This window comes from Mesocryomonas lacus (assembly GCF_055730105.2).
Map to the genome: position 1 here is coordinate 343,973 of NZ_JBUZWF020000003.1, position 19,261 is coordinate 363,233.

Consider the following 19,261-nt stretch of genomic DNA (forward strand, 5'->3'; position numbering starts at 1 on the left):
CGCTTGTTCGACGGCTTGGCATGGATCCCGGTTCAAGACCGGGATGACGAAAGTTCTGATGGGTTGCCGGTGTTTCGACGCGGCGGGTCGCTCCCGGGACAACCGATCGAACAGCGCTCCATTGCCGAACATGGCGCCCTTCCTCGCCCCGACGGGGAGAGGGTGCCGAGCGCAGCGAGGCGGGTGAGGGGTCGGCGCGCAGCGGCGGGGCGGCGCTTGAGGCGATCCGCGGTGGCGCCCCCTCATCGCCCTGCCGGGCACTTCTCCCCGGAGGGGCGAAAGAAGGCGCGTCGTCGTCGCGGCGGTTCGGTCCGACGTCGCTCTTCGCAGAGGTTTTCCGAGGCCGCTTCCCTACAGCACCCCCGGATAGGCCCCGCCGTCGATTAGCAGCGCTTGGCCGGTAATATACCCGGCCTGCGCCGAGCAGAGGAACGCGCAGGCCGTGCCGAACTCGGCTGCGTCGCCGAAGCGTTTGGCCGGAATCTCCGACCGCCACTCGTCGCGGATCACCTCGATATTAACACCTGTCCGCTCGGCCGCCGCCTGCTGGCCGGACTGCAGCCGCCGCGTGTCGAAGGAGCCCGGCAGCAGCGAGTTGATGGTGACGTTGGCATGCGCCACCGTCCGAGCGACGCCGGCGAGGAAGCCGGTGAGGCCGATGCGCGCGCCGCTCGACAGGTCGAGGCCGGCGAGCGGCATCTTGACCGAGGCGGAGGTGATGTTGACGATCCGCCCAAATTTCCGTTCGACCATGCCGTCGATCACCCGCTGCACTAGCTCGATCGGCGCCACCATGTTGGCGGTGACGCCGGCCAGCATCGCCGCCCGGTCGATCTCGCGAAAGTCACGCAGCGGCGGGCCGCCATTGTTGTTGACGAGGATGTCGACGTGCGGAAGCGCGGCGAGCAGCGCGTCCTGGCCGTCCCGCGTGCTGACGTCGGCGACCAGGGCGATTACCTCGGCGCCGGTTTCAGTGCGGATCGCCTCGGCGGTTTCGCCCAGCACCGCGGCGTCGCGTCCGTTCACCACCACGCGGCAGCCGGCCCGCGCCAACTCCATGGCGCAGGCGCGGCCGAGGCCGCGGCTTGACGCGCAGACGATGGCGTTGCGACCGTTCAGACCGAGATCCATGGCGAAGTCTCCAGATGGGGCCGCCCGGCGGGCGCGGCGTTGCGCCACGGCTTACGGCGGACGGCCCCGGTCTGGCAATGCCGGTCAGATGTCGTCGAAGCCGCCATCGTCGAAGCTGCCGCCATCGTCGCCACCAAACCAGCCGCCATCGTCCGAGGCGTTCTGCACCTCCGGCTCGTTGCCGGCGTCCTGGCCCGTATCCGCGGTGTTGTTGTTAGCCGTGTCGGCGTCGGCGGTATCGGCGGCCGCGGGTGTCGCATCGGCGGCGGGCTCTGCGGCCTTCGCCTCGTGCCCGCCGAACATGTTGCCGATGGCATTGCCGAGGAGGACGCCGCCGGCGACGCCCATGGCGGTCTGCGCCGCGCCGGCCAGGAAGCCGCCGCCGCCCATGCCGCCCCCGAAGCCGCGTCCCTGCGGGGCGTAGCCGGCGGGCGTGGTCTGCGGGGCGTCCTGCTGGCCACCGGCATTGCCCCAGGCGCCGCCGGGACGGGCTTCACCCGGGCGGGCACCGCCGACCGAGGGGACCGAGCGCGATGCGCCGCCGCCGAAGATGCGCGAGAGCATGCCGCCGCTTTCGGGGGCTGCGGCCGCCTGTGCCGCCGGGGCGGCCGGCGTGAAGGCCGAGGACTGCGGGGCGGAAGAGGCCTGCGAAGCCTGGCTTGCCGACTGCGCCGCCCGCTCGAGTTCCTCGATGCGCTTCTGCTGGTTGGCGAGCGCCATGTCCTGCATGACGATGGTCTGCGCCATGTAGTAGGGCGCGCCCGGCTGCTGGTTCAGGCTGTCGGCGATGAAACGCTCGGCCTCGGCATCGCGCGGGCCGGCCTGGCGCTCGACGTCGCCGAGCTTGGAAAATAGGCCCTGGATCGCCTGGCGGTCGTTGTTGTCCATCGTCTGTCGCTCCCACTACCGTTGATCGGGCGGCACGTTGGCGTGCCGATGAGCAAGAGATGAGAACGCCGGCGCCGTTGCGCAACGGCTGGAAAGGCGCCGCGCGCACCGTTCGGCTGACATTCCTTTGACGCTTTCGTCAGGCTGCCGGGTGGCCTGTCCCACCGCTTGCGTCGCGTCTTTCCGCCGCGGCCGCCGGCCCTGCTACTCCGCCGGCTGCACCTTCGCCGGCGTCGGCAGCAGCTTCGACAGGAGTCGGCCGAGGACGCGCTCGAAATCGTCCATCACCGTGTAGACCACCGGCACGTAGACGAGGCTGAGCACCGTCGAGGACAGGAGGCCGCCGATCACCGCGATCGCCATCGGCGCGCGGCTTTCGGCGTCGGCGCCGATGCCGAGCGCGATCGGAGCCATGCCGGCGGCCATGGCGATCGAGGTCATCACGATCGGCCGCGCTCGCTTGGTCGCCGCCTCGACCAGCGCCTGCGTCCGCGCCATGCCGCCGCGCCGGGCGATGATGGCGTATTCGACCAGCAGGATCGAGTTCTTCGCGGCGATGCCCATCAGCAGTAGCACGCCGATCAGCACCGAGACCGCCACCGTCGACCCCGTGAGGTAGAGGAAGCCGAAGGCGCCGCCGATCGAGAGCGGCAAAGCGGTGAGGATGGTGATCGGCTGGACGAAGGAATTGAACAGGAGCACCAGCGTTGCGAACATCAGGAGAATGCCGACGGCGATCGCCATGACGAAGCCGGAAAACAGCTCGGCCATCCGCTTGGCATCGCCCTCGGCCCGCTCGGAAATGCCGGCCGGCAGGTTCTGCATCACCGGCAGCGCCGCCACCGCCGCGCGCGCCTCGCCGAGCGTCAGCCCGGTGAGCTCGGCCTCGACGGCGATCGTCCGGTCGCCGTCGACATGCGAGATGCTGGTCGGCCCGGCGCCGAAGGAGAACGTCGCCACCGCATCGAGCGGAACGGTCGCCGCCGTGCCCTTGACCATCAGCGATTTCAGACGGGCGAGATCGCCGCGCGCCGCGTCCGACAGCGTCGGGATGACATAGATCTGCCGGTCGCCGAGATTGTATTTCGCCAACGACCGGTCGGCGTCGCCGATGGTGGCGACGTTGACGAGCGTCGCGATCTGGCTCGACGTGACGCCGGCGCTCGCCATGCGCTGCTTGTCCGGGGTGATCACCAGTTCCGGCTTGGCGGCAGCGGCCGAGGAGATCGGGTTGCTGATCCCCTCGATGCCGCGCATCTCGGTCGCCAGAGCGGCGGCCGTCGTCTCCAGGAGGGCGCTGTCCGCGCCGACGAGGGTGATCGAGACCTTCGCGCCCGATTGCCCGTCGGCGCCGAACTGCATGCGGGCGCCCGGAATATCGTCGAACAGGCGGGCGGCGCGCTTCTCGAAGGCCTGCTGGCTGACGTCGCGCTCCGCCCGCGGCTTGAGGTTGGCGGTAACGGTCGCGGCGGTGACCGAGGCCGCCGTACTGACGCGCACCGGCCCGCCGCCGCCTTCGGTGGTCGCGCCGACGGCGGTGAACACCGAGGCGACCTCGGGCTGCGCCTTCAGCTTCGCCGAGACCGCCATCGCCGCGGCGTCGGTCTCGGCGAGCGTCGAGCCGGGCTGCAGCTCGACCGAGACGATCGAGCGGCCGCGGTCGGCGGCGGTCATGAACTCGGTCGGCAGCTGCAGTGCGAGGAAGATCGAGCCGGCGAAAAAGAGGATGCCGGCGAGCACCGTCAGCCAGCGGAAGCGCATCGCCTGGTGGAGCACCGCGAGATAGCCAAAAACCCAGGCCGGTGTGTCGTCGTGGCTGGCATCGCTCGCCTTGACGAAGAAGGCGCCGAGGAGGGGCGTGAGTGTGCGCGCGACGAGCAGCGAGAACAGCACGGAGACGCAGACGGTGATCGCAAAGCTCGTGAACAGCTTGCCGGGAATGCCGGGCATGAAGGCCACCGGCACGAACACGGCGACGATGGTCATGGTGGTCGCGACCACCGCGAGGCCAATCTCGTCGGCCGCCTCGATCGCCGCCTGGTAGGCGGTGCGGCCGCTCTCGCGCATGTGGCGGACGATGTTCTCGATCTCGACGATGGCATCGTCGACGAGGATGCCGACGACGAGCGACAGCGCGAGCAGCGTGATGTTGTTCAGCGAGAGGTCGAGCCAGGCCATGACGGCAAAGGTCGGGATCAGCGACAGCGGCAGCGCGGTCGCGGCGACCAGCGTCGCGCGGAGGTCGCGCAGGAACAGGAAGACGACGACGATCGCCAGTACCGCGCCGAGCCAGAGCGCCTCGATGGCGGCGTCGTAGCTCTCCTCGACGAACGTCGAGGACGAGGTCACCTCGGTGAAGCTGGCCTCGGGATCGGTGGCGTCGATCGCCTGCATGGCGTCGCGGACGGCGTGGGTGACGCCGATCTCGCTCGATCCCTTGGCGGAGTAGACGGAGAAGGCGACCACCTCGCGCCCGTCGAGCCGGGCGCGGCTGCGTGGCTCCTCCCAGCTGTCCTCGATCTCGCCGAAGTCGGCGAGCCGCATCGACTTGCCGTTGGCGAGCGCGATCGGCGTATCGGCAAGGCCCGCAATGGTGTCGACGCGGCCGAGCGTGCGCACCGACTGCTCCGACCGGCCGACCACGGTGCGGCCGCCCGACTGGTTGGCATTCTGCGCGGCCAGCGCCTGCGAGATGTCCTGAACGGTGACGCCGAGGGCGGTCAGCCGGTCGGGGTCGAGCTTGACCAGGATCGCCCGGCTGACGCCGCCCGAGCGGGTGATCTTGGAGACGCCGTCGACCTTCAGCAGCGCCTTCGAGATGTCGTTGTCGATGTACCAGGAGAGATCGTCGGGGTTCTTCGACGGGGCGTCGACGACATAGGTCAGCACAGAATTGTCGCCGGCGTTGACGCGGGCGACCAGCGGCGTGTCGGCGGCGGGCGGCAAGTCGCTCTCGACCGAGGTCACGGCGTTGCGCACGTCGTCGGTCGCCTGCGTCAGGTCGCTGCCCAGCGCGAACTCGATGGTGGTCGTCGAGGCGCCCTCGCTGACCGTCGAGGTCACGCTCTCGACGTTCGACAGCGTGTTGACCGCGTTCTCGACGATGTCGGTGACCTGCGTCTCGATCTCGGTCGGCGCGGCACCGGTCTGCGTCACCGTCACCGTCACCATGGGAAAGTCGATGTCCGGCATGTTGTTGATGCGCAGCTGGGTAAAGCCCCAGCAGCCGGCGAAAGCGAGCGCGAGGAACATCACGATGGTCGGGACCGGGTTGCGGATCGACCAGGCGGAGATGCCGTTCATCGGGCGGCTCCCGCGGCGGCCTGCTCGGAGACGACGCGCACCGTGTTGCCGTCGTTGAGGAAGCCGGCACCGGTGGTGACGACGCGCTCGCCCTCGGCGAGGTCGCCTGTCACGGCGACGCGCCCGTCGCGCCGTTCGCTGGCGGTGACCGGCCGGATGGCGACGGCGTTGGCGTCGGTGACGATGAAGACCGCGGTCTTGCCGTCGCGCCAGGTGAGCGCGCTGTCGGCGACGGTCATCGCCTCGGCGCCGCGGGCCGAGATCGTCGCGCGCACGAACATGCCGGCGCGCAGGCCCGAGCCTGCCGGCAGCGCGATCTCGACCCGGCCGAGATGGGTGGTGGAATCCACCGTCTCGGCAATATCGGCGATCTCGCCGGGGATGGCGGTTCCCGATGGTCCGGAGACCTCGGCGGCATCGCCCGCCGACAGCTTCGGCAGATAGTGCTCGGGCACGTCGATCGCGGCCCGGAGTGCGCCGTCGCGCTGGATCTTGGCGATTTCCGTGCCGGTCTGCACGGTGATGCCAAGCGTTGCTGGACGCGACGAGACGATCCCGTCGAACGGCGCGCGGATGACGGTGCGGTCCTGTTGCACGGCAAGCGTGTTCAGCGCGGCCTTCGCCTTGGCGACGGTGGCGGCGGCGGTCTTCACCGTCGTCTCGCGCTCCTCCGCCGTCTCGGCCGACAGCGCGCCGGTCTTCGACAGACGCTGGCCGCGCGTGTTGGACGAAACAGCGGTCTCAAAGCTCGCCTCGGCGCTTTCGATGGCGGCTTGCTGCTCGGCGATCTCCGCCTGGATCAGCGCGTCGTCGAGGCGCGCGATCACCTGACCGGCGGCGACCCGGTCGCCCTCGCGCACCAGCATCTCGGTCAGCGCGACGCCGCTGGTGGTCGCGGAAATCGTGGATTCCTGCCAGGCGATGACGAGCCCGGTGCCGGTGATCGCCTGCGCCACCGTCTCGCGCCGCACCGGGTCGACCGTCACCGTCAGGCTGGCGGGTGCCGGCGGCGCGGCTGCGGCCGCGCTGCCCTGTGCCGCAGCCGGAAGGCCTTGCGAAAGCAGCAGGGCGGATGCGAGCAGCAGCGCGGCGGGTGTCGACATCAGGGTCTTTCCAGGGTCGCGGAAAAGGAGTGCCGGGACGCTCGGTGGCGAACGTCCCGGCGTTTTTCGGCGTGCCTTGAGGGGTCAGGCGACACGCCGAACTGTGCTGCGGCAGGCAAGGGCCCGGCTCCGCTCGATCTCGTGGCCCTGACATAAGCGGTCCCGCCGGGCGGCAGTATGGCCCGGCAATGTCAATGTGTTACGAAAGATATCAGGGCGGCGGCCAAGGTCTTCAGTCCTGTCCCGGCAGCCAATCAGGCGAAACAGTTCGCAACAAGTTTCCGGTCGCCCCTCCGCCGGCGATGCGGGATAGAGGGTGGTGAAGCCGAGGACGTTGCCATGGACCCCAAGATCAAAGTGCTGGTCGTCGACGACGATCTCGAAATCCGGCGCCTGCTCGGCAAGTATCTCGACGGCCAGGGTTTCCAGACCGTGCTCGCCGGCAGCCGCCGAGAGTGCGAGCAGAAGCTTGCCGACGCCGAGATCGACCTTGTGGTGCTCGACGTCATGCTGCCCGACGGCTCCGGCCTCGACATCTGCCGCGAGCTGCGCGACCGCCGGCCGGACCTTGCCATCATCCTCCTCACCGCCCTGAAGGAAGACGTCGACCGCATCGTCGGCCTCGAGCTCGGCGCCGACGACTATCTCGGCAAGCCCTTCAACCCGCGCGAGCTCTCGGCGCGCATCAAGGCCGTGCTGCGCCGGAGCGGCGGCGGCACCGAGTCCGCCGCACCGCCGGCTGCCGGCTACCGGTTCGAGGGCTACGGCGTCGATCCGGAGCGCCGCAGCGTCTCGGCCGCCGATGGCAGCGAGGTCGATCTGACGGGGGCCGAGTTCGATCTGCTGCAGATCTTCCTCGAACGCCCGGGCCGCGTCCTGTCGCGCGACGTGCTGCTGGACCTCCTGCATGGCCGTGCCATTGACCCGTTCGACCGCTCGATCGACGTCACCATGAGCCGGCTCCGGCGCAAGTTCGGCGACAACGGCGTCTTCCGCCTGTTCAAGACCGTGCGCAACGGCGGCTACCAGTTCGCCGCCCGGGTCGAGCGCATCGATCCGGCTGGCCCTGTGAGCCCTGCCAGCCTGGACGCCAACACGTGAACTCGCTCCGCGCCCGGCTGGTCCTGCTGCTGATGGTCGCTATCGTCGCCGTGGCGATGCTGGCCGCTCTCGTCACCTACAACATCATCGGCCGCCCGCTGCGCCAAAGCTTCGACCGCGCCTTCGCCGAGGAGGCGCGGGTGACGACGACGCTGCTCGGCGGCTCGGTCGAGCGGGCGCGGATGATTGGCCTGACCCTCGGCGGTCCGCCCGACCCCGCGCGCATCGTTGCGGAACAGACCGAGGGGGTCAACCGGCAGCTCGCCGAGGACGGTGCGGGCTTTGAAGTCAGCGTGGTCCTCGGTCTGCCAAGCGACGCCGAGACGGGTTATCTCGTGGTGCCGCTGTCGGCCGGCGTCTTCATCTACCTTGCGTTCCCGACCTTGCCGCCGTCGCCGATCCCGCCGCTCTTTGCTTATCTCGCCATCGTCGTGATCGGTTCAATCGCCGTCGCGATCCTCGCCGCCAACAAGATCGTCAGTCCGCTGAAGATGCTGGAGCACGCGATCGCCTCGGTCGGGCCGGACGGCGATCTCCTGCGGATCGACGAGAAGGGGCCGGTCGAGGTGCGGGCGACCGCCCAGGCGCTGAACCGGCTGTCGTCGCGGCTGCGGTCGGCGATGGACAGCCGCATGCGGCTCGTCGCGGCGGCGGGCCACGACCTCCGCACGCCGATGACGCGGATGCGCCTGCGGGCGGAGTTCCTGCCGCCGGAAGAGCAGGAGACTTGGCTGAAGGATCTCGAGGAACTCGACCGGATCGCCGACAGCGCCATTCGCCTTGTGCGCGAGGAGGTCGCCGACCAGGCCGGCGAGGAGGGCGTGCGGCTCGACCGGCTGGTGGCCGAAATCGGCCGCGAACTGACGGAAGTCGGCCGGAGCGTCAGCGTGGTCGCGGACGAGCCGGCCTGCGTCGAGGCCCGGCCGCTGGCGCTGAAGCGGGCGCTGCGCAACCTCATCGACAACGCCGCGACCCATGGTGGAGGGGCGAGCGTCCGGCTGCGCCTCAACGGCGAGACGACGGTGCTGGAGATCGACGATTCTGGACCCGGCATTCCGGACAACCTACTCGAGCGCGTGTTCGAGCCGTTCTTCCGCGTCGATGCCGGCCGCCGCCAGACCGTTCCCGGCGCCGGCCTCGGCTTTGCCATCGCCAAGGAGATCCTCGACCAGGTCGGCGGCACCATCGACATCGCCAACCGGCCCGAGGGTGGCCTGCGCCAGACGGTTCGGCTGAAGACGGTGGAGATGGCGGGGTGAGGGGGCGGATCCGTCCCGTCGCCCGGACTCCCGCAGAGCAAGCCTGGCCGGGTTAGGTTGACACCCGCGGCGTGCCCCGCAGCCGTGCGAGCACGCCGTCGAGCGCTTCGGTCAGCGCGGCATAGGCGCCACGCTCGGCGAGGTGGCGCTCGACTTGCTCGTTGATGCCGCCGACCGTCCGGTGTTCGACCGAGAGCGCGTGGAAGCTCAAGCCGGCGTGGAGGTCGGCGGTCTTGGCAAGCCCGGAGAACACCTGGCCGATGTAGCGGCGCCCGTCCTCGGCGGGAATGCCCTGGCCGGCCAGCCAGTCGACGATCGTCTGCCCCGCGGTGAAATGCGCGGCCATGATTGCGGAGGAGGCGGTGAGTGCGTCGTAGGCCGGCTCGTCCGGCACCTCGATCGCCACGCCAGCGCGCTCGAACAGCGCCTTGATCGTTGCATCCGGCGGGGTCAGCACCGTCGGTCCGGCGCCCAGCGCCATCGAGGGCAAGGGCACCGCGCGGGTGATCAGCGTTGCCGGCGCGACCATGCCGGAGAGGGTCGCCAGCGAGAAGGTGGCGATCAGGCTGAGAACGTGGTGATCCGCCCGGAAGCTGAGGCTCGGCAGCACGTCGGCGGCAATCTGCGGGCGCACCGCCATCACAGCAAGGCTACAGCCGTCGAGCACTGCTTGGTTGGAGGCGGCGACGCGGACCTGGTCGGGAAAGCGGGCGGCGAGCCGCGCCGCCGTCTCGGCATTGCGCGGCGACAGGAGGACGGCAAGGTCCGGGGAGGGGGCCGTCAGCAGCCCGGTGACCATGGCCTCGACGATCGCGCCCGTGCCGATGAAACCCAGCTTCATGATGTTCCGCCTCTGCCATGCCTGCGCGCGCTGCGCGTCCGTCGCGCCGCTTGCCCGGATTCGCGCAAACGGCGGCGGCGAAATGTTTCACGGCTGGCACGGCAGGTAAACCGTCGCGGCAGCCGGCGGCGGAGACGTCTAGCGTCGCGACGTTGGTCCCGCGACAGCAACCAGCCTCACCCGCTCCGTCTTTCGGTGCGCGTTCCGACGAGGCCGTCAGTGCCCGACGATGGCGAGCGCGCCGTCGGTGATGCCGTTTACCGCGAACATCGCGCCGTCGCCGACGGTCCGGCCGACCGAGACGACGCCGTTGAGGACGCCGGTACCACTCGGCACGAGATCGGCGAGCTCAAAACTACGATCCTCCGGTGCTGCGGGGTAGGGGACGGGGTTTTCGGTGCGTTGGAGTTCCGGCGCGGAACCGGCCGACGCCATCAGCGCGTCGTCCGCCGGCAGGCGGTGCTGCCTCAAGGGTGTCGCGGCGTCGCCAGGAACGGCAGCCTGCCGGTCCGGCACGGCGGTGGAAGGCGTTGCCGTCCGGGCGAGCGTTGTGGGCGGCGTTGCCGTTGCCGGCGTTCTCGGCCGGACCGTCGCTGCAACGAAGGCTGGCCGCGGCGTCGGGATGACGGTGGCGGCGGCTGGTTCGGTGGGAAGCGCGGCCGACGGGCTCTCGACGGCCGGCGCCACGGCGGCTGCCGCGGCCGCGGGCGGGAACGCGTCACGGGCGGGAATGGCGACGAAGCGGATGTTCGGCTGTGGCCTCTGGACCGCTGCCGTCTCGCTCTCGTGCCCGAGCAGGATCTTGCCCGGGGAGAAGCCACGCAGCGGAGCGTAGTGCAGCCCGGCCATCAGCACCGCCGAAGCGGCGATGGTGATCGAAGCGCGCCCTGCAACGCCGCCGAGACCTTGCCTGAATGTCGTCCTGTTCATCCTCGTCTCCTTCGCGTCCGGTGCAGCCAGACTGGGCGGAGGGCGCGGCGAAAGTCGGGCCTTCAGATAGCGTTTTGTGGCGGGATCCCGGTGTTTTGTTACGGAACATCGCTGGCGCTCAAAAACCTCGCCGCGGAGGCATTTGCAGAGCGCCGGGGCCCGCGTGCAGGGAACCCATAGCCTCCACCCAAAGTCGCATTTCTTTTCACTGGACGTAAAAAGTCATATAATACTATCAATGGCCACCGGTTGGAGGATCGGTCTCGAAAGAGAACAGTTTTGGGAGGAACACGCATGAACACCTGGAAACTCCGGGCGGGTACGCTCGTGGCCGCAACCTTGACGGCCGCGACGTTGATGGCCTCGACCGCGATGGCCGCCGGCCTGACCGTCGGCTTTTCGCAGATCGGCTCGGAGTCCGGCTGGCGCGCCGCCGAGACCTCGGTCACCAAGCAGGAAGCCGAGAAGCGCGGCATCACGCTGAAATTCGCCGATGCGCAGCAGAAGCAGGAAAACCAGATCAAGGCCGTCCGCGGCTTCATCGCTCAGGGCGTCGACGCCATCCTGATCGCGCCGGTCGTCGCCACCGGCTGGGACGCCGTCCTGAAGGAAGCGCAGGAGGCCGAAATCCCTGTCGTTCTGCTCGACCGCCAGATCGACGCGCCGGACTCGCTCTACCTCACCGCCGTCACCTCCGACCAGGTGCACGAGGGCAAGGTCGCCGGCGACTGGCTGGTCAAGGACATCGGCGACAAGCCGTGCAACGTCGTCGAGCTGCAAGGCACCACCGGCTCCTCGCCCGCCATCAACCGCAAGAAGGGCTTCGAGGAGGGCATCGCCGCGGCCTCGAACATCAAGATCGTCAAGAGCCAGACCGGCGACTTCACCCGCACGAAGGGCAAGGAAGTGATGGAGAGCTTCATCAAGTCCTCCAACGGCGGCAAGGACATCTGCGCCCTCTACGCGCACAATGACGACATGGCCGTCGGCGGCATCCAGGCGATCAAGGAAGCCGGCCTGAAGCCGGGCACCGACATCAAGGTCGTCTCGATCGACGCCGTGCCGGACATCTTCCAGGCCATGGTCGACGGCGAGGCGAACGCCACCGTCGAGCTGACCCCGAACATGGCGGGCCCCGCCTTCGACGTGATCGAGAAGTTCAAGGCCGACGGCACTCTGCCGGCGAAGTGGATCCAGACGGAGTCGAAGCTCTACACCCCGGCGGATGACCCGAAGGCGGTGTACGAGTCCAAGAAGGGTCTCGGCTACTAGGAGGCATTTGTGCGGCGGGCGCCCCGAAGCGCCGTGCCGCACACCCCCCTCTGGGCTGCCGCCCATCTCCCCCTCAAGGGGGGGAGATCGATCATCGCTGGCGTCGACACCGCCGATCTCCCCCCTTGAGGGGGAGATGTCCGGCAGGACAGAGGGGGGTGCCGCCCGCCGTCTGTCCGCCTGTCCGCCAACGCGCGTCCCATCTCCGCGAGGACCCATGTCAGACATCCCCTTGTTGCGCATCGCCGGCGTCTCGAAATCCTTTCTTGGCATCCCCGCACTCTCCGGCATCGACCTTATCATCCGCGCGGGCGAGGTGCATGCGTTGCTCGGCGAGAACGGGGCGGGGAAGTCGACGCTGATCAAGATCGTCACCGGCGCCTACCGCCGCGATGCCGGCGACGTCTTCCTCGACGGCGCGCCGATCGATCCGCGCAGCGTTTCCGACGCGCAGGATCTCGGCATCGGCACCGTCTACCAGGAGGTCAACCTCCTGCCGAACCTCACCGTCGCCGAGAACCTCTTCCTCGGCCGCGAGCCGACGCGTTTCGGCCTGACACGCCACGGCGAAATGCGCCGCCTGTCGCGGAAAATCCTCGCCCAGTACGGCCTCGACATCGATGTCGGCGCGCCGCTCGGCCGCTATTCCGTCGCCGTCCAGCAGATCATCGCCATCGCCCGCGCGGTCGAGCTGTCCGGCAAGGTGCTGGTGCTCGACGAGCCGACGGCGAGCCTCGACGCCGCCGAGGTGAAGGTGCTGTTCGATGTCGTCCGCGGGTTGCGCGCCCGGGGCCTTGCCGTTGTCTTCATCACGCATTTCCTCGACCAGGTGTTCGAGATCGCCGACACCGTCACCGTGCTGCGCAACGGCCGGCTGATTGCGACCAATCCCGTCGCCGGCCTCGACCGGCTCGGCATCGTCCAGCTGATGCTCGGCCGCGCGCTGACCGAGGAGCACGACGCGACGACGCCCGCTTCCGGCGCGACCACCGGCACGCCCGCCATCCGCTTCCGGAACTACGGCCGCCGCACCAGCATCCAGCCCTTCGACCTCGACATCGCCCGCGGCGAGGTGGTGGGCGTCGCCGGCCTCCTCGGCTCCGGCCGCACCGAGACGGCGCGCCTCCTTTTCGGCATCGACCGCGCCGACACGGGCACCGCCGAGATCGACGGCAAGCCCGTCACGCTGTCCTCGCCGCGCGAGGCCATCGGCCACGCCTTCGGCTTCTGCCCGGAGGAGCGCAAGACCGACGGCATCATCGCCGAGCTCTCGGTGCGCGAGAACCTGATCCTCGCGTTGCAGGCCCGCCGCGGCTGGGCAAAGCCGCTCTCGCGCCGCGAACAAGGCGAACTCGCCGACCGCTACATCAAAGCGCTCGACATCCGCACCTCGGGCCCGGAGCAGCCGATCAAATTCCTGTCCGGCGGCAACCAGCAGAAGGTCATTCTCGCCCGCTGGCTCGCCACCGAACCGCGTTTCCTGATCCTCGACGAGCCGACCCGCGGCATCGACGTTGGCGCCCATGCCGAGATCATCCGACTGATCAACAGCCTCTGCGCGGACGGCATGTCGCTCCTCGTCATCTCCTCCGAACTGGAAGAACTCGTCGTCTATTCCCGCCGCATCGTCGTGCTGGCCGACCGCGTCCACGTCGCCGAGCTCACCGGCGCGGCCGTGACGCCCGGCCGCATCATGCAGGCGATCGCGGCACCTGTGGGGGCGGCGGCATGACGGCGGATCTGACGATGTCGGACACGACGCGGTGCACACCCCCCTCTGCCCTGCCGGGCATCTCCCCCTCAAGGGGGGAGATCACGCGCGCAAAGGCCGGCTTCTATCGATCTCCCCCCTTGAGGGGGAGATGGGCGGCAGCCCAGAGGGGGGTGAGCTGCCGCCACGCCCCAACGACACCCGCCACCGCGGAGCACCCATGACCACCCTGAAACGCCTCGCCCCGCAGCTCGTCGTCCTCGCCGTCGTGCTCGCCCTCAACGGCTTCCTCTTCCCCGGCTTCTTCGACGTCGTCGTGCAGAACGGCCGGCTCTATGGCAGCGTGATCGACGTGCTCAACCGCGGCGCGCCGGTGGCGATCCTGTCGATCGGCATGACGCTGGTGATTGCCACGCGTGGCATCGACCTCTCCGTCGGCGCCGTGATGGCGATTGCCGGCGCCGTCGCCGCCTCGCTGGTCGCCGCCGGCTATCCGCTACCGATCACCATCGCCGCCGCGCTCGGCGTCGGCCTCGTCTGCGGCCTCTGGAACGCGGCGCTGGTGGCGCTCCTCGACATCCAGCCGATCATCGCGACGCTCATCCTGATGGTCGCGGGGCGCGGCATCGCGCAGCTAATCACCGAGGGCGTCATTCTCACCTTCAACGAGCCGAGCTTCATCTATCTCGGCTCCGGCGCCTTCCTCGGCTTCCCGCTCCCCGTCCTGATCTCGCTGGCGCTGGCACTGCTGGTGACGCTCTTGGTGCGCAAGACCGCGCTCGGCCTGCTGATCGAGGCCGTCGGCGTCAACCGCCGGGCGTCGAGCCTTGCCGGCGTCAGTGCCGGCCTCTTGCTCTTCGCCGTCTACGCCGCGTCTGGCCTTTGCGCCGCGGTCGCCGGCATCATCGCCACCGCCGACATCCGCGGCGCCGACGCCAACAATGCCGGCCTCTGGCTGGAGCTCGACGCGATCCTTGCGGTGGTCATCGGCGGCACCTCGCTGTTCGGCGGCCGCTTCTCGATCATCGCCTCGTTGCTCGGCGCGCTGATCATCCAGTCGGTCAATACCGGCATCCTCTTGTCGGGCTTCCCGCCGGAGTTCAACCTGATCATCAAGGCCGCGATCATCGTCGTCATCCTGGTGATCCAGTCGCCGGCGAGCCGCGTGCTCTTCGGTTATTTCAAGGTCGAGCGCCGCAAGCCGGCCGAGACGAAGCAGGTGCCGTCGTGATGAAGTCCCGCTATCTGCCGCTGGCGACGACGGCGCTGATCTTCGTCTTCGCCTATGCCGCCTGCGCGCTGCAGTTTCCGAACATCCTGTCGACGCGGGTGGTCGGCAACCTCCTCACCGACAACGCCTTCCTCGGCATCGCCGCGGTCGGCATGACCTTTGTCATCTTGTCGGGCGGCATCGATCTCTCGATCGGCTCGGTCATCGCCTTCACCGGCGTCTTCCTCGCCGTCGTGCTACGCGACACCTCGATACACCCGCTGCTGGCCTTCGCTCTGGCATTGATGATCGCAACCGCTTTCGGCGCCTTGATGGGGGCGATCATCCACTACCTCCAGATGCCGGCCTTCATCGTCACGCTTGCCGGCATGTTCTTCGCCCGCGGCATGGCCTTTGTGCTGTCGACCGACTCCGTGCCAGTGCTGCACCCCTTCTACGAGACGCTGCAGCAGCTCTACATCCGCTTGCCCGGCGGCGGCCGGCTGACCTTCGTCGGCATCACCATGCTGGTGGTCTTCGCCGTCGGGGCGCTCATCGCCCAGCGCACGCGCTTCGGCACCAATGTCTACGCGCTCGGCGGCAACTTACAGTCGGCGCAGCTGATGGGCGTGCCGATCGCCCGCACGACGATCGGCATTTACGCGCTGTCGGGCTTTCTCGCTGGTCTCTCCGGCATCGTCTTCTCGCTTTACACCTCGGCTGGCTACTCTCTCGCCGCCGTCGGCGTCGAGCTCGACGCCATCGCTGCAGTGGTGATTGGTGGGACCTTGCTCACCGGCGGCTCCGGCTTCGTCGCGGGCACGCTGCTCGGCGTTTTGATCCAGGGGCTGATCCAGACCTACATCGTCTTCGACGGCACGCTCTCGAGCTGGTGGACGAAGATCGTCATCGGCGTGCTCCTTTTCGTCTTCATCGCCCTGCAGCGGGCGATGCTGTGGGCCTCTGCCCGCCAGCCGGTGCCCGCCCGTGCCGATCCCTTGCCGGCCGGCGCCCTGCCGAAGTCTGCTGCCTTGCCGGGAGGCGCTGTGAGATGAGCGAGAGCGGCCTCCTGCACACGGCGATCACCGGCGGACGGCCCGGCAACAGCCATGCGCACGTCGTTGGCGAACTCGGCCGCAACATCGTTTCCGGCGTGTTCGAGGTAGGCTCTATCCTGCCGGGCGACGAGGAGCTCTGCGCTCGTTTTGGCTTTTCCCGCACCGTGCTGCGCGAGGCGATGAAGACGCTGGCGGCCAAGAACCTGATCCTCTCGAAAGCCCGCGTCGGCACGCGGGTGCTGGAGCGCAACCGCTGGAACCTGTTTGATTCCGACATCCTGATCTGGCGCTTCGAGGTGGGGCTGGACGAGGAACTGGTGCGGGATCTCGCCGAAATGCGCGCTGCCTTCGAGCCGGCGGCCGCGGCGATGGCGGCCCGCCGTGCGACGCCGGAGGACATCGAAAAACTTTACGAGATCGCCCGGCGGCTGGGGGACCCCAGCCATGACCGGGTCAGCATCGCCAATGTTGACCTCGAGTTTCACCTCGCCATCGCCGACGTCTCGAAGAACCCGTTCATGCGCTCGGTGTCGAGCCTCATCGAGGCGGCGTTGGCGATCTCGTTCAAGCTGAGCTCGCCGGCCTCCGATCTCGACAAGATCGCCGAATGCGCCGCCAACCACCTGAAAATTGTCGACGCGATCGCCTCACGCGACGAGGAAGCGACGCGGCAGGCCATGCTGCATGTCATCGACGTCGGTGTAGAGCGCGCCCGCCGGACATTCGGTCCAGTCTAGCGCGGCTTGCGTCCGGACCCGCACAGACGATCCCTTTTTCTCGCAACTGGATCATCTTTGTTTGATCAGGTGGCCGCTCCGTGCCGGAAACGCCTTGTTTGGACGGTGGTGAACCGAGAAAGCGCACTCTGTGCATCGCAGACCGGCAAAAAGCGCACAGCTTGCGCTCTTGTGATATCTAGCCATCCACCTAATTAGTGTGACGAGCTTGCTTTCCGTGAAGAACGGGGAGCCGTCTGCTGCAAAAATCAGCAACCTTAAATTAGGTGCCAGGCAAGCTTAATGTCGTAAACGGACATTTGGCATATGCGGCTAAGTATATGATCGCATGGCGAGTCGCCGGAAGCCGAAGGAGTCATCACGTGCCGCAGAAGAAAGGGAACGTTCAATACGGCGCGTTGCCTTACGCTGTCGGCAAGGATGGCGAGCTGCGCATCCTTCTCGTGACGTCGCGGACGACCCGTCGCTGGATCATCCCGAAAGGCTGGCCGATGAAGCTCCGCCGGCCGCACCAGGCCGCCGCGCAGGAAGCGCTGGAGGAAGCTGGCGTCGTCGGCAAGCCGCAGAAGCGCCCGATCGGCGACTACCAGTACGACAAGCTGACGGATGACGGATTGTCGATCCGGTGCACCGTGACGGTTTTTCCGCTGGAAGTACGCTCGCTCGACAAGCGGTGGAAGGAAGCCCTGGAGCGGGAGCGGCAGTGGTTCACGCCCGGCGAGGCGGCAAGGCTGGTGGCCGAGCCGGAGCTGAGTGCTCTTCTCGAGAACTACCGGCCCGGAAACAAGGCCCTGGCGGGCTCCTGAGGCATCCGCGAGGGGGGGGCGAAATGACCCCGCCAAGAAGATTGTCCCGACGGACGAGGCTGTGTGTCCTCTTTAGACCCGATGCCCGGATGCCGTGAATTCTGGCTGGGCACAGTTCTCCTGCCCCCGCCGGCCGCTTAGCGGATCGATGTCGCCCGCGGCTTCAGATGGAGATAGTCACGGTCGAACTGGGCGATCGCGCTGAACGTCTCCCAGTTCTGGATCGTCACCGTCTTCTTCTCCGTGACGATGTGGCCTTCGGCCTTCAGGTCCTGCAGCAGCCGGTTGACGTGGACGACGCTGAGGCCGAGCGCATCGCCGATCTCGGCCTGGGTCAGCGGCAGCCGGTAGCGGAAACCGTCGGCAAGGCCGACCGCGTCGAGCCTTAGCAGCAGTTCACAGAGAAGATGGGCGAGCCGGGCGCGCGCCGACAGCCGGCCGATATTGGTGATCCAGGCGCGGAACGCCGCCCCGTCGATCAGCGTCTCGCGCCAGAACGCCGCCGCCACCCCCGGGCGCGCCTCACAGAGCGTCCGCATGTCGGAATGCGCGACGAAGCCGAGACGGCTCGCCACCACGGTCGCGAGGCTGTGGTCCATGACGTCGAGATGCAGGCTCTGCAGGTCCGGCACATCGCCGGGAATGTTGAAGGCGAGGATCTGCCGGCGACCGTCGCTGATGACCTTGTAGCGGCAGGTGAAGCCATCGAGCACGATGCAGCAATGCGTCGGCCGCTCGCCGTCGCGCACGATGTCCTGGTCGGCGGCATAGTCGCGCACCGTCACCGGCAGCGTCTCGATCGCCGCCTGGTCCTCCGGCGAGAGGTCGAAGATGTTCGACAGCCGGGCGAACATATGGCTCGTGCCGAGGGGAGTGGTCTTGCTCAAGGGGCGCTCCCCAATCTCGCAGCGCCGAAGACGGCGGGCCCGATGCATGCCGCACACGCCGTCTGACGGCAAGGTGTGCCGGTTCATCGGCCAGTCTTTCTCGGCAAAAACGGAAATGTCGGTGGCAGATCGACGTCGCCCTGGCGGCGGTCCGTCAGCCGAAGGCCTGGGAGAACAGGAAGAGCCCGCCTTTGACGAGGGCGAAGACTACGCCGGACACCAGGATACAAGAAACGACGGAAGCCACGAGTCCCGCCAGCACCCAGACCCCGTCCCGCTCGAGCAGGCCGAGCGAAAAGAGGCAGATCGCCAGCGCCGGCAGCATGTTGCCGAGTGGGATCGGCAGGAACAGGATTGTCGCCATCAGCAGGCAGACAGCGCCGACGACATATTCGGCCGGCGGCAGCGCCAGTCCCTCGAGGCGCGGCTTCAGCAGCTTTTCCGCCCAGGCGATCCAAGGCGCCGCCTTGCCGATCATTGTGGCGAAGTCGCCGCGGGCCATCGATCTGTTGGCGATGATCTTCGGCAGCCACGGCTTGCGGCCGAGCATCAGCTGCGCCGCCAGGAAGACCAGCGGGGCGCCGAGGATGGCCGAGGTGCCGGGCGGCGTCGGCAAGGCGTTGGGCATGGCGAAGATCAGCATCAGCGCCCCGAAGGCCCGGTCCTTCATCACGGCGACAAGATCGGCGACCGAGACGCGCTCGCGCGAAGTGTCGTCCGCCAGCGCGATGAGGATCGCCGCGAGCGTCCGCTTGATCGGAACGGTTTCAGCATCCGACGGGACGGCTAGGGCCGAGTCTGCTTCCGCAAGAGGGGAAGGGGGATAAGCCGACGGATCAGGTTCGGTCGAACCGGCGACCTCCCCCGAGAGCATCGCCGAAGCCGTTCGCGGACCGACGTCTGCTGTGCCGTCTGCGGCATTCCGGTCTCTGGGAAAGACGGCAGCGCTGTCCGACGCCAAAGCGTCGCGGGCTGCCGCGTTCACCGGCGCCTCCTCGGCACGTCGCTTCCGTTCGTGATCTGC

The 19,261-nt window shown here is 68.4% G+C and carries 16 protein-coding genes; 8 read left to right on the top strand and 8 right to left on the bottom strand.

What is annotated here, in order from left to right; genetic code table 11:
- Positions 1 to 351: 351 nt before the first annotated feature.
- The 4 genes from ACZLZQ_RS11455 to ACZLZQ_RS11470 all read right to left on the bottom strand — a co-directional run bounded on the left by ACZLZQ_RS11455 (position 352) and on the right by ACZLZQ_RS11470 (position 6,425).
- Positions 352 to 1,131: an SDR family oxidoreductase gene (locus ACZLZQ_RS11455; RefSeq protein WP_472949470.1), complete on the bottom strand. Its 780-nt coding sequence runs from the start codon at positions 1,129 to 1,131 to the stop codon at positions 352 to 354.
- Positions 1,132 to 1,215: 84 nt separating this feature from the next.
- Positions 1,216 to 2,019, bottom strand: a complete 804-nt coding sequence (locus ACZLZQ_RS11460; RefSeq protein WP_472949471.1) for a DUF2076 domain-containing protein — start codon at positions 2,017 to 2,019, stop codon at positions 1,216 to 1,218.
- A 204-nt stretch (positions 2,020 to 2,223) separates the two neighbouring features.
- Positions 2,224 to 5,322 (bottom strand): efflux RND transporter permease subunit, encoded by a 3,099-nt coding sequence (locus ACZLZQ_RS11465; protein ID WP_472949472.1) that lies wholly within the window; start codon positions 5,320 to 5,322, stop codon positions 2,224 to 2,226.
- Complete coding sequence (locus ACZLZQ_RS11470) at positions 5,319 to 6,425, bottom strand: efflux RND transporter periplasmic adaptor subunit (protein WP_472949473.1); 1,107 nt, start codon at positions 6,423 to 6,425, stop codon at positions 5,319 to 5,321. Before ACZLZQ_RS11470 ends, ACZLZQ_RS11465 begins: the two co-directional genes overlap by 4 nt.
- Positions 6,426 to 6,764: 339 nt before the next feature.
- On the opposite strand from ACZLZQ_RS11470, the gene ACZLZQ_RS11475 reads away from it, so the two are divergent.
- Positions 6,765 to 7,526: a response regulator transcription factor gene (locus ACZLZQ_RS11475; protein WP_472932798.1), complete on the top strand. Its 762-nt coding sequence runs from the start codon at positions 6,765 to 6,767 to the stop codon at positions 7,524 to 7,526.
- Entirely contained in the window at positions 7,523 to 8,785 is a 1,263-nt protein-coding gene (locus tag ACZLZQ_RS11480) for an ATP-binding protein (RefSeq protein WP_472932796.1), read from the top strand. Before ACZLZQ_RS11475 ends, ACZLZQ_RS11480 begins: the two co-directional genes overlap by 4 nt.
- Before the next feature lie 52 nt (positions 8,786 to 8,837).
- Here ACZLZQ_RS11480 and ACZLZQ_RS11485 read toward each other — a convergent pair whose 3' ends face one another.
- Both ACZLZQ_RS11485 and ACZLZQ_RS11490 read right to left on the bottom strand, forming a co-directional pair.
- Positions 8,838 to 9,626 (bottom strand): pyrroline-5-carboxylate reductase, encoded by a 789-nt coding sequence (locus tag ACZLZQ_RS11485; protein WP_472949474.1) that lies wholly within the window; start codon positions 9,624 to 9,626, stop codon positions 8,838 to 8,840.
- A 216-nt stretch (positions 9,627 to 9,842) separates the two neighbouring features.
- A complete protein-coding gene (locus ACZLZQ_RS11490; RefSeq protein ID WP_472949475.1) occupies positions 9,843 to 10,556 on the bottom strand; it encodes a hypothetical protein in 714 nt (237 codons plus the stop codon).
- Positions 10,557 to 10,850: 294 nt separating this feature from the next.
- Between ACZLZQ_RS11490 and ytfQ the strand changes: the two genes are divergently transcribed.
- From ytfQ to ACZLZQ_RS11520, 6 genes are all read left to right on the top strand, one after another.
- On the top strand, positions 10,851 to 11,828 hold the full coding sequence (gene ytfQ, locus ACZLZQ_RS11495) for a galactofuranose ABC transporter, galactofuranose-binding protein YtfQ (protein WP_472932790.1): 978 nt from the start codon (positions 10,851 to 10,853) through the stop codon (positions 11,826 to 11,828).
- Positions 11,829 to 12,045: 217 nt separating this feature from the next.
- Positions 12,046 to 13,560 carry a sugar ABC transporter ATP-binding protein gene (locus ACZLZQ_RS11500; protein WP_472949476.1) on the top strand — a complete coding sequence of 505 codons (1,515 nt, stop codon included), beginning with the start codon at positions 12,046 to 12,048 and terminating at the stop codon, positions 13,558 to 13,560.
- A gap of 199 nt (positions 13,561 to 13,759) precedes the next feature.
- Positions 13,760 to 14,770, top strand: coding sequence for an ABC transporter permease (locus ACZLZQ_RS11505; protein WP_472949477.1), 1,011 nt, complete (start codon positions 13,760 to 13,762; stop codon positions 14,768 to 14,770).
- Positions 14,770 to 15,804: a galactofuranose ABC transporter, permease protein YjfF gene (gene yjfF, locus ACZLZQ_RS11510; RefSeq protein WP_472949478.1), complete on the top strand. Its 1,035-nt coding sequence runs from the start codon at positions 14,770 to 14,772 to the stop codon at positions 15,802 to 15,804. Before ACZLZQ_RS11505 ends, yjfF begins: the two co-directional genes overlap by 1 nt.
- Positions 15,801 to 16,544: a FadR/GntR family transcriptional regulator gene (locus ACZLZQ_RS11515; protein WP_472949479.1), complete on the top strand. Its 744-nt coding sequence runs from the start codon at positions 15,801 to 15,803 to the stop codon at positions 16,542 to 16,544. Before yjfF ends, ACZLZQ_RS11515 begins: the two co-directional genes overlap by 4 nt.
- A gap of 362 nt (positions 16,545 to 16,906) precedes the next feature.
- Positions 16,907 to 17,350 carry an NUDIX hydrolase gene (locus ACZLZQ_RS11520; RefSeq protein WP_472932781.1) on the top strand — a complete coding sequence of 148 codons (444 nt, stop codon included), beginning with the start codon at positions 16,907 to 16,909 and terminating at the stop codon, positions 17,348 to 17,350.
- 137 nt (positions 17,351 to 17,487) lie between these two features.
- On the opposite strand, the gene ACZLZQ_RS11525 is transcribed toward ACZLZQ_RS11520, so the two are convergent.
- Positions 17,488 to 18,237 (bottom strand): Crp/Fnr family transcriptional regulator, encoded by a 750-nt coding sequence (locus tag ACZLZQ_RS11525; protein ID WP_472949480.1) that lies wholly within the window; start codon positions 18,235 to 18,237, stop codon positions 17,488 to 17,490.
- 154 nt (positions 18,238 to 18,391) lie between these two features.
- A complete protein-coding gene (locus tag ACZLZQ_RS11530) occupies positions 18,392 to 19,111 on the bottom strand; it encodes an exopolysaccharide biosynthesis protein (RefSeq protein ID WP_472949910.1) in 720 nt (239 codons plus the stop codon).
- Between the last annotated feature and the right edge of the window lie 150 nt (positions 19,112 to 19,261).